The organism is Candidatus Avelusimicrobium sp., assembly GCF_051874775.1.
GTDB lineage: Bacteria > Elusimicrobiota > Elusimicrobia > Elusimicrobiales > Elusimicrobiaceae > Avelusimicrobium.
In genome coordinates this window covers 1-10,311 of the sequence record NZ_JBJEGE010000025.1, presented here as the reverse complement: position 1 = coordinate 10,311, position 10,311 = coordinate 1, and the positions used below count along the sequence as shown (strand labels likewise).

The window sequence follows — 10,311 nt, the reverse complement described above, 5'->3', positions numbered from 1 at the left end:
GCTGGGTGGGTGCGTCCAACTGCGATATGGAAAAAGGCGAACTGCGCGTGGACGTAAACATTTCGTTGCGCCCCGTCGGGCAGGAAAAATTCGGCACGCGCGCGGAAATCAAAAATTTGAACTCGTTTAAAGCCGTTAAAGACGCGCTGACGTACGAAATCGGCCGCCAAACGGAAATTTTGAATGCGGGCGGCCAAGTCAAACAGGAAACGCGCCTGTGGGATAAAGAAGCACTGGTCACCAAACCCATGCGCTCCAAAGAAGACGCGCTGGATTACCGCTACTTCCCGGAACCCGATTTGCCGCCCGTGGTACTTGCGGAAGAATGGCTCGAAAGCATCAAAAAAGGCATGCCGGAACTGCCCGCTTCCAAGGAAGCGCGGTTTGAAAAGGCCGGGCTCTCCGCTTATGACGCGGGGGTATTGACGAGTTCGCGCGAAATTTCGGACTATTTTGAAGAAGTCACCAAGAGCGGCAAAGTGTCTTTAAAAACCGCTTCCAACTGGATTCAAACCGACCTTTTGGGTATGCTTAACGCCGAAAAGAAGGAAATCCAGGATTCTCCCATCCCGGCCGCGCGCCTGGCGGAACTTTTGGAAATGGCCGAAAGCGGCAAAATCAACCGCAAGCAGGCCCGCGAAGTGTTCGACGAAATTTGGAAAACGGGCGAAGCCCCTGCCGCCGTGGTGGAAAAACGCGGTATGGTGCAGGTGAGCGACGAAGGCCAGCTGGAAGAATGGGCCAAGGCCGCCATTGCCGCCAATCCCAAAGCTGTGGCCGATTACCAAAAAGGTAATAAGGTTGCTATCGGGGCGCTCGTGGGCGGAGTGATGAAGATGAGCAAAGGCAAAGCCAATCCGCGTATCATCAGCCAGATGCTTGGCAAGTTGCTTGGATAATTTGTACGGGAAGTTTATAAACGCGGAGTCTGGTAAGGCTCCGCGTTTTTTTGCCTATCTTACAGAGAATATTTGGCAGATTTCCAGAAGTTGTACTATAGTGATAAATACGCTGCGGTAATTAGTCGGAGATAGTTTTTATGGTTTATAAATAAATGAAAGCAAGTTCTGGCGAATATGGTCGCGGCGCCAAGAAAAAAAGTTTTCGCTGTCGCCGCAGGTGCAATAGTACGGCGTTTTCAGGTTAGCGGCCGTGAGCCCCGCTAACTGGAGCTGTAAACTGATTTCCGCGTTCAAATCCACGAAAATTTTTCCTTCTTTATGAATGACACTGCACACGGAAAACTGGCGTGCTACATCTTCCTGTACCTCAAAACAGCAGCTTTGGATGTGTGGTCCTGCCCATGCATAAATGAGGCCTTGTGCACCGGCCTCTTTCATTGCCAGTGCGGTTTTATAAGGAAGCTGCGCCGCCACGCCGCGCCAGCCGCAGTGCGCAAGAGCAAAAACATTGGCAGTTTCATCCCACAAAAAAAGTGGTACACAATCGGCCGTCTGAATGACACCGCCCCAGCCGCCGCACGAAAAAATCCACGCGTCGGCATCTTGTGCTGGGCGGCTTAACAGCGAAAGAGCATCCGCGTCGGACGCAATGCGGATAATCTTGTCCGAATGGATTTGATGAAAGCGCAGCATTTTATCCTGAGGTATGCCCAATTTGCCAAAGACCTCGTTTTGGTTGGCGGTTTGGCGCATATCCCCCGCGTGACGGGAGACAGTTCCTCCGATTAATCCTTCGGAAAGCATCCGGTTATCTGCGTATATATTCATACGTTTAATTTTTTGAGGCGTACCGTACCGATTTTTTCGGACAGTAGACAGCCCGCAAGACGTTTGAAGCGTTTCGGATCGTCGCTGACGAAAACGGTCAGGCGCCCTTTGCGTTTGGGGGCGGCTTGTCGGTTTTGGGCTAAAAGCCGTTCGACGGTTTCGGCCAGAGTGTCGGCCGAGTCCACTATCGTCACTTTTTTCCCCAGCATACCGGCAATGACGGGTTTTAGAACGGGGTAATGCGTGCAGCCCAAAATTACGGTATCGGCACCGGATTTTATGATGGATGCCAAATATGTTTTTGCCGTCAAGCGCGCCACGGGCGTGTGCGCCCAGTTTTCTTCCACTAATGGTACAAAAAGCGGGCAAGCCTGTTGAAAAACCTCTGCCGTTTTTTTCCGTTTTAGAACGGCTTTGGGATAGGCGCGGCTTTTAATAGTGGCTTCCGTCCCTAAGATGGCGATTTTTCCGTTTTTGGTGGAACGTACGGCTTTTTCTGCGCCGGATTCAATAACGCCTATCACAGGGATGGAAATTTGTTTACGCAGTTCGGCAAGTGCCAGCGCGGAGGCCGTATTGCAAGCTACAACGATAAGCTTTACGCCCTGTTCCTGCAAAAAGCGCGCAATGGCGAGAGAAAAACGCGTTACTGCGGTTTTTGATTTGGAACCGTAGGGTACATTGGCCGTATCTCCAAAGTAGATAAGGTGTTCATTGGGCAGGCGCTTGCGCAGTGCGCTGAGGATGGTCAGTCCGCCCAAACCGGAGTCAAAAACGCCGATAGCTTGTTTGTTCATATTTTAATTATAGTAATTATCGGGCAGTACATGCAGGATAGAAAACATTTTCCAGTTGCGCTAGTTTGTGCTAGAATATCTGTATGCTTAAAAAAAGAATCCTATTGTTGGTGGGTGCCTTGTTATTGGTATGTGGCAGTTGGGTTGCCGCGGCGGATTCCGTCACTCCGCTGATTGTGGAGGGAAACTTTTCCGCGCAAACCAATACACCTTCCAAAGCGCAGGTATTTAATCAAAAAGCCCGTGATGCTGAAATCGCTTCCTTAAACGAGAAACTTAAACTCCGCCAGAATGAAGAAGTGATTAAGCGGATTGAACAACTTACCTCACATAATTTTTTGGACAACCGGTTTTACCTTACTTTAGCTCTTGCGTACGACGGATTGGGTAAATACGACGATGTGATTTACTACGCTGCTCAAGCGATAGCCATTACTCCGCAGGATCCACGTGCGTATATTTTACGTGCGGGGGCCTATTTAAAACAAGGTCAGTACGAACGCTGCCAGATAGATTTGGATACCGCGCTTAAATTGAATCCTAAATCCAGTTTGGCGCAAAAATATCAGGCCGAATTGGATAAGAAAACTTTTGTCGTGCGCAAACAGGAAACGCAGCCTGCCGCCCCGCAAAAAAAATCGTCCCCTACGTGGTTTATTATGTATTTTGTGGCGGTATTTGCAGCAATTTTGCTGTATGTTTATTGGCGTTATGAGGATGTATTCCACCAGCCGAAAAACGCTTTTTCCCGCAGGGAAGTGGAAGTAAAAGAACAATACGATTTTATCCGCCAAATCGGAGAAGGCGGTATGGGCAAAGTGTACGAAGCGTATGATAAAGTGCTTAAGCGCAAAGCCGCCATCAAGCGCGTGCGGCCGGAACTGGTGCGCAGCGCATACGTGCGCGAACAGTTTTTGTCAGAAGCGCGTATGGTGGCGCTGTTGCGTCACCCGTGCATTGTGGAAATTTACACGGTTATTGAGTCCGAAAGTGCGCTTTATTTAGTATTTGAATACGTGGACGGACAAACGCTTGAAACCCGTTTGGATATTGACGGGCGGCTGCCGTTCTCCAAAGCCAAGCAAATTTTTGAATATGTCTGCCGCGGGCTTCATTACGCCCACTCGCAGGACATTATTCACTGCGATTTAAAACCCGGAAATATTATGATTTACGGTAACGACCAAGCCAAAGTAATGGATTTTGGCGTGGCGAGAAAATCTATTGACCACGAAACCGGCGCGCGTACGGTGGCGGGCACTCCCGCTTATATGGCGCCTGAACAGCAGAAAGGATTTATGCGCAAGCAGTCGGATGTATACTCGCTGGCGCTTTGTTTGTATGAGGCGCTTGTCGGGCAGGTGCCGTGGACGGTAAAGGGCTTCGACATTGCCAACAAAAAAATTGTTCCCGCATCCAAACTGGCGCCGCATATTCCGCCGGCCGTGGACGGTTTGTTGGCGGATGCACTGAAAGAGGATCCGAAAGAACGCATCCAGTCTATTGACGAATTTTGGAGCCGTCTGGAAGCGATTGACCCGTTGGAAGATGAACTGGAAGAAACCCATTATTGAGTTTTGTTTAACCGGCGAGTTTAATAGAGACGGATGATTGCGTTTAGGGAATTTGCGTTGCGCTTTTTCGGTTTAACGTGTTTGAAGCGATGTTTCAAATAATGCTTCCAACTGGCGGAAGATGCGTTTATCCCCAAAATGCGGTTCCCACGTCAGCCGGAAGAGCTCGTCACTCACTGCGTATGCGGCTGCCGCACGCACTCCGCGTTTTTTAGCCAACGCATATATTGTCGCCGTTTCCATATCTACTGTCAGTACCCCGTGTTTTTGGTAATGTTTTATTTCGGCTTTTGTTTCGCAGAACAACGCGTTTGTGGTCCAGTTCTTTCCTAAGTGAAAATCTTTTCCGACTTCTTTTAGTGTTTTTGCCCAGCTGTTTAACAGGGTTTTGTCGGCCCGTATGATTTCCCGCCGCGTGTAACACGCGCAAACGCCGTCTGCACACAGTGCTTCCTGACACAACACAAGGTCCGCGGCCAATATTTCTTCCTGTAAACTGCCGGATAAGCCGATAAAGAAAATGTCTTTTACGCCGCACGCGATAAGCATTTCCGCTACGGTCGCTGCCGCGGGTGCGCCGGAGCCGAATCCGGTGACATAACAGGCATTTTTGCCTTCCAGTATATAGATGTCGGCCAAGCAAAAATATTTTTTCCACCGCGTATGGTTTTCCACGTATTTGGTCAGCGGGGAAATAGGGCACAATACCGCTTTGGGAGGCAGTTTTACATTTCGCGCAAATTGCTGCGCGTATGCTTGCGGCGTAATTAGCGCGGGCCGCGATAGTTTATTTTTTTGGGGGAATAAAAGAGTCATATTTGGTATAATTTCCCATTATAGTATTTTTTATACTATACCAAAAGAGAACGGAAATAAAAATATGCAAACAATAACCGATTTAATTGTCAGGATGAACGCTTTTTTGTGGGGCGTTCCAATGCTCGCCTTGATTGCTGGCGCGGGCGTTTATTTTACGTGGAAACTAAAATTTATTCAGCGTCATTTGCTGCGTTCGGTGTCGTTATCGGTTCAAGAAAGCCGCGCGGCGGGATCCGTTAGCGGTTTTGGGGCGCTTGTGCTGGCGTTGGCGGCGATGGTGGGCACGGGGAATATCGTAGGCGTAGCGGCGGCGGTGTCCACGGGAGGTGCGGGGGCACTTTTTTGGATGATGCTTTCGGCAGTATTTGCAATGGCGGTTAAGTATGCGGAAGCGGTATTGGCTGTCAAATACCGCGAAAAAAACGAAACAGGGGAATATGTCGGCGGGCCGATGTATGTGCTGAAAAACGGTTTAAATATGCCTAAGTGGGCCGTCATATTTGCGGGGGCCACTGCGCTAATGGGTTTTGGCGATGCGCTGATTCAAACCAATTCGCTGGTGGCTGTATATAATTCGGTATTGAATGTTCCGGCGGGATGGACGACGGGAATCGCGGTATTGTTGACGGGAACTGTCATTTTGGGCGGGATAAAGCAAATTGTTGCCGTATGCAAATGGTTGGTACCGTTTATGGCGGTATTATATATGTTGCTTTGTTTGTGGATCCTTGTTACGCATTTGCCCCAACTGCCGGACGCGTTATGGCGAATTATAAGGGAAGCATTTACAGGTTCGGCCGCACTGGGCGGCGCGGTGGGAGTCACCGTTAAAGAAGCGGTGCGTTACGGGGTGTCGCGCGGCGTGCTTTCCAACGAGGCGGGCAGCGGATCGGGCGCGATTGCCGCAGCTGCGGCCAAAACGCCCAATCCCGTGCGACAGGGGCTGATTTCGGCCACCACCGTATTTTGGGATACGCTTGTGATTTGCTTTCTCTCCGGTGTGGCGGTAGTGGTGGCGGGGAACTTTAGCGGAGGACTGTTCGGAGCGGAGTTGGCGCAGAGTGCTTTTTCTTCGGTAACGGGCGGCCCCGTGCTGTTGCTGGCAGCCTTAACGTTGTTTGCTTTTAGTACACTGGTGGGATGGAGTTATTATACGGCCGCGGCAGTGCGTTTTGTTGTGCGCGGCAAGGTGGAAAAACCCGTATATTGGATGTGGCTGGTGGTAATGGGGGTGGGCGGTTTTTTAAGCCCGAAACTGGTATGGGAACTGGCCGATACGGCGATAGCCGTAATGTGTATTCCTAATTTGCTTTCGTTGTGGCTGCTTCGTGGGGAGGTTGTTTCCGAAACGAAAAAATACTTAGCAGATGAGTTGACGCAAAATACGCGCTAAGGCGGCAAAAAACTTTACAAGCCTGTTTTTAGGTGCTATCATTTAAATATAACCGCAAACCGTAAGGCGAAAATATGCTCAAAAAATACGTTATCTCAAATAAAAAACTGTTGGAAACCGATTCCGCCTCAGCGCAGGTGTATGTGTACACGAACCCAACGGTAGAAGAGCAGCGTTTTTTGGTGGATTCGTATCAAATTGACGAGCATACGCTTACTTCCGCACTGGATCCGGACGAACTTCCCCGTTTGGAGTTTGAGCCGGAACATATCGTTACCATTTATAAACGGCCCAAAAATTATTCCGGTAAAGACCAGCTGGAATTTAAGGTGGCTTCCGTGGGAATGTTTTTGTTTGAGGATAAGCTTATCGTTGTGCTTGCCGAAGATATTCCGCTGTTTGTGGGTAAGCGTTTTTTGGCGGTTTCTACTATTAAAGAAATTTTCTTAAAACTGGTATACAATTCTATTTCGCATTATGTGGAACACTTGCGTATTATCCATATGATTTCGGAAGAAATCGAAGATAAAATGACCGAAGCAATGGACAATACATATCTGTTTAATTTATTCAGCCTTGAAAAAAGCTTGGTCTATTATGCAGAAGCCATTACCTCCAACGGTTTTGTGTTTGAAAAAATGCGGAACTTGTCCGCGCGTATCGGTTTTGACGAGAAAGATGAAGAAATGCTTGATGATATTATTGTTGAAAATATGCAATGTAAAACGCAGGCGGACATTTACTCCAACATTCTGGCGCAGCTCTTGGGGGCGCGCGCGTCCATTGTCAGCAATAACTTAAACCTGCTGATTAAAAAATTAAACGTAATTACTATCTGGATGATGGTGCCGACGCTTGTCGTAAGCGCATACGGGATGAACGTTGCGCTGCCGATGTCCCAACATCCGCACGCGTTTTGGATGCTGATGGGAATTTGTTTAATTTTGATTTGGCTGGTAATGATTTTTTGGCGGCATAAAAACTGGTAAGATAACGGCTGTACTTAACTTCTACAATTCGCAGAACGGGCAGAAAGGTTTTTTCTGCTCGTTCTTGCTTTTAAGAATAAACTGCCACGGGCGGGAGCCCGTGGCAGTTTACATGTCTAAAAAACTTATTTTTCCACTTTAATGCCGCGGAATGCGCGGTAGAGTACGGCTAACAGACCAAATACTACATACAGTGAGAATACGATGAAAATCACGTCCTGCGGGAAGCGGATCAGCATTACCACCAAAAACACGATTAAGAGCAACATCCATACAGACAGGCCTTTTTCGCGTTTAGCTTTAAATGCTGCGTACGGAATATTGGATACCATCAAGAGCGACAAAATAAGCATCGCAAACCATACAAAATTATACAAATGCGGCAGGTAAACGGTCAGCAAATGAATATTGCGTCCGCCCATATTTCCTTCCATAATGCTGTAAGAAATAGCAAACGAAGCCAAAATGGCCGCCGCCGCCGGAGTGGGCAGACCGGAAAAGTATTTTTTTGAGCCTTCCCCTGCGTAGGCCATTGCGTTAAATTTAGCCAAGCGCAGTACCCCAAAGCTCGCGTATACGCAGGCAATAGGGGCACCCCAAACGGGTTGTGTATGAAGTACAAAAAAGTACATTAAAAGTGCGGGCGCCGTGCAGAACGAAACCGCATCGGCCAGCGAGTCCATTTCCACGCCAAAATTGCTTTCGCTGCCCAAGAGGCGCGCTATGCGCCCGTCGAACATATCAAACACCATAGCAAATAAAATCAGCCAGCCCGCGTGGGCAAAGTGTCCTTTGGAGGCAGAGATAATCGCAAAAAAACCGCAGGCCAAATTTCCCAGCGTAAACAGCGAAGGAGCCGTTACTGCTCCGGTGTGTTTAAGTTTGTTGACTACGTTGCTCGCTTTTTTTTCGTTTTGCATAAAGCCTCTATTTCCACAGTGCAAGTACTGTAATACCGCCTTGAACTTTTTGCCCTTCTTTGACCATAATGCGTACTTTGTTTTTCGGCATATAGACGGCCACTTGGGAACCGAAGCGCACCAATCCTAAATGTTCCGCGGCTTTAATGTCTTGCTGCGGTTTTACCCAACATTCAATGCGCCGAGCAATCGCACCCGTAATTTGTTCTACGTGCGCAAAACGTTCCGGATCGCCGTCTTTAAACAGTTGGATAAGGTTACGTTCGTTTTTGTCGGCCGCCGGATTATTGGCAAATAAAAAAGTGCCTTTGTTGTAGAAAATGTCGCCGGTTTTACCGGTTACGGTCGCGCGCTGGACGTGAATGTCAAATACGGAAAGGAAAATACGCACGACAACAGAGTTCGGATCGTCTTCTGTTTTAATGGATAGAACTGTGCCGCAGGCCGGACAGGCGATTTCGTCATCGGCAAATGTGACGTTCGTTTTCGGATCGCGGAAGAAATACGCGCAGAAACAGGCAGCCAGTAAGGCGATGCCGCCAGCTAAACGCCAGCCGAAAAATAATAAAAAGGCGGAAACAACTGCCCCGATAGCAAAAAATTTAAGCCCCATAGGCAAAACGGTGGAAACCCAACCAAAACATTTAACGAATGTACGGTTAATGTCTTCTAACATATTTTTTATACTGGCGGGGTAAATTGAATGGCAGGAGAAATAAGAGTGGGCAGGGGGGGACTTGAACCCCCACGACCTTGCGGTCAACAGATTTTAAGTCTGTCGCGTCTGCCATTCCGCCACCAGCCCTCTTATTTTTATTTTAACAAAAAACGCGCGCTTTTGCACTATTTTTGTCAATGCGCTTGCAGGATTATTTTTCGGGCAGTTTAAGCCCGTTGTAAAACTTGCGGCAAAATTGGGTTTTTACGCCGAGCTTTTTTAAATCTTCCTGCAGCAGACGGTCGTCCGTCACCGCTATGACGCGCCGTCCATTCTGGTGTAAGTAGTCCGCGCGTTCATAGATGATTTGGTCTGCTGTCGCATCTTCGGAAAACGAAATATGCACCCCGCCGCGGTACAAGGGCCCGACGGTACGGTAAGTGCCGTCAAAAATCACTTCGTATGTATGCATAGCGTATCGTTCGTGTTGGGAAATTTCGGCCAAAAAATCCAAGAACTCGGCAGTTACGTCCTCTTCCGTGCGGGCAAACTGGTATAAAAAGCTGCGTACAAGGTTGAGGCCGTCAATCAAATAAACAGTGGGTTTGGTACTAGTATACATTTCCATTTGCCATTGAAGCTAAAAATTGTTATAAGAAAATGATACAATATAATACTCATTTGAAAAAGCAGGTCTTTGACAATTTCCGTATTTTCGGGGGTGTAATAGATTCGACGGGTATCTGTTGCCGCTCGGGAGCAAGTGCCGGTTGGTCAGGCCGGCTAAAATAGGACCAAAAAAATAACTAACGACAATCAAGTCGCTTGGGCTAACGCTTAGTCCCACCGCGCCTTTGGTGTTTTCCATACGCTAAAGGACAGCGGTTATTATATGGAATGCTGCAAAGCGGGCGCGGTTCGTCCGGTTTTGCCTAAGACTAACGAACCAAACCGCAAACGTGCCGCTTCGCGCTTAGTTTGCGGTTAAATAAGCGAAGCTAAACTTGTAGCGCCTGAGAGGAGAGGATGTTCGGACGGGGGTGCGAATCCCCCCACCTCCACTTTTTCGGCTGAAAAAGTATAGGAAGTAAAAAGTTTTTTGTTCTTTTTCTGACAGCAGAAAAAGAACGAAAAAGACTGGCCGCCAATGCCCATAAAACCCAGTTTTGCGCGGGCATTTTACAACTCCTTACAGTCGGACAGGTAAAATGCCTTTTGGTTCCGCGCAAACGGATTTTATAAACGGGCGAAAGGCGGCGATAGACGGCAGAAATATATTCGTGCGGAAATTGGAAAACAGTTTTGTCTTATATGTAAGGGGGAGAATATGGCAACGGAAATTAAGTTCGGTACCGACGGTTGGAGAGGCGTAATTGCGTGGAATTTTACTTTTGAAAATGTCCGCCGCGTCGCGCAGGCGCTGGCCGATTA

General features: G+C 48.3%; 10 protein-coding genes, 1 tRNA gene and 1 other RNA gene. 5 read left to right on the top strand and 7 right to left on the bottom strand.

The features are described from left to right. Nucleotides 1-899, top strand: an 899-nt coding sequence (gatB, locus tag ACI351_RS04965) for an Asp-tRNA(Asn)/Glu-tRNA(Gln) amidotransferase subunit GatB (RefSeq protein ID WP_439734138.1), incomplete at its 5' end; no start/stop codon positions are given. Between the two features lie 138 nt (nt 900-1,037). On the opposite strand, the gene ACI351_RS04960 is transcribed toward gatB, so the two are convergent. Beyond that, on the bottom strand, nt 1,038-1,730 hold the full coding sequence (locus ACI351_RS04960; protein ID WP_439734137.1) for a polyphenol oxidase family protein: 693 nt from the start codon (nt 1,728-1,730) through the stop codon (nt 1,038-1,040). Continuing rightward, the gene (murI, locus tag ACI351_RS04955; RefSeq protein ID WP_439734136.1) at nt 1,727-2,527 is read right to left on the bottom strand and encodes a glutamate racemase; all 801 of its coding nucleotides are present in this window, start codon (nt 2,525-2,527) and stop codon (nt 1,727-1,729) included. The genes ACI351_RS04960 and murI overlap by 4 nt, the downstream gene beginning before the upstream one ends. A gap of 83 nt (nt 2,528-2,610) precedes the next feature. On the opposite strand from murI, the gene ACI351_RS04950 reads away from it, so the two are divergent. Continuing rightward, on the top strand, nt 2,611-4,101 hold the full coding sequence (locus ACI351_RS04950) for a protein kinase domain-containing protein (protein ID WP_439734135.1): 1,491 nt from the start codon (nt 2,611-2,613) through the stop codon (nt 4,099-4,101). A 72-nt stretch (nt 4,102-4,173) separates the two neighbouring features. On the opposite strand, the gene ACI351_RS04945 is transcribed toward ACI351_RS04950, so the two are convergent. Then, the gene (locus ACI351_RS04945; protein WP_439734134.1) at nt 4,174-4,917 is read right to left on the bottom strand and encodes a phosphorylase family protein; all 744 of its coding nucleotides are present in this window, start codon (nt 4,915-4,917) and stop codon (nt 4,174-4,176) included. A gap of 64 nt (nt 4,918-4,981) precedes the next feature. On the opposite strand from ACI351_RS04945, the gene ACI351_RS04940 reads away from it, so the two are divergent. Both ACI351_RS04940 and ACI351_RS04935 read left to right on the top strand, forming a co-directional pair. After that, a complete protein-coding gene (locus tag ACI351_RS04940; protein WP_439734133.1) occupies nt 4,982-6,313 on the top strand; it encodes an alanine/glycine:cation symporter family protein in 1,332 nt (443 codons plus the stop codon). A gap of 74 nt (nt 6,314-6,387) precedes the next feature. Beyond that, nucleotides 6,388-7,302: a magnesium transporter CorA family protein gene (locus tag ACI351_RS04935; protein WP_439734132.1), complete on the top strand. Its 915-nt coding sequence runs from the start codon at nt 6,388-6,390 to the stop codon at nt 7,300-7,302. 125 nt (nt 7,303-7,427) lie between these two features. On the opposite strand, the gene pssA is transcribed toward ACI351_RS04935, so the two are convergent. The 4 genes from pssA to ACI351_RS04915 all read right to left on the bottom strand — a co-directional run bounded on the left by pssA (nt 7,428) and on the right by ACI351_RS04915 (nt 9,508). Further along, nucleotides 7,428-8,222: a CDP-diacylglycerol--serine O-phosphatidyltransferase gene (pssA, locus tag ACI351_RS04930; RefSeq protein ID WP_439734131.1), complete on the bottom strand. Its 795-nt coding sequence runs from the start codon at nt 8,220-8,222 to the stop codon at nt 7,428-7,430. A gap of 7 nt (nt 8,223-8,229) precedes the next feature. After that, complete coding sequence (locus ACI351_RS04925; protein ID WP_439734130.1) at nt 8,230-8,898, bottom strand: phosphatidylserine decarboxylase; 669 nt, start codon at nt 8,896-8,898, stop codon at nt 8,230-8,232. A gap of 46 nt (nt 8,899-8,944) precedes the next feature. Continuing rightward, nucleotides 8,945-9,027: transfer RNA gene (locus tag ACI351_RS04920), tRNA-Leu, on the bottom strand. Between the two features lie 64 nt (nt 9,028-9,091). Continuing rightward, nucleotides 9,092-9,508 carry an NYN domain-containing protein gene (locus ACI351_RS04915; protein ID WP_439734129.1) on the bottom strand — a complete coding sequence of 139 codons (417 nt, stop codon included), beginning with the start codon at nt 9,506-9,508 and terminating at the stop codon, nt 9,092-9,094. Nucleotides 9,509-9,597: 89 nt separating this feature from the next. Between ACI351_RS04915 and ssrA the strand changes: the two genes are divergently transcribed. Continuing rightward, nucleotides 9,598-9,944: a transfer-messenger RNA gene (ssrA, locus tag ACI351_RS04910) on the top strand. Nucleotides 9,945-10,311 lie beyond the last annotated feature (367 nt).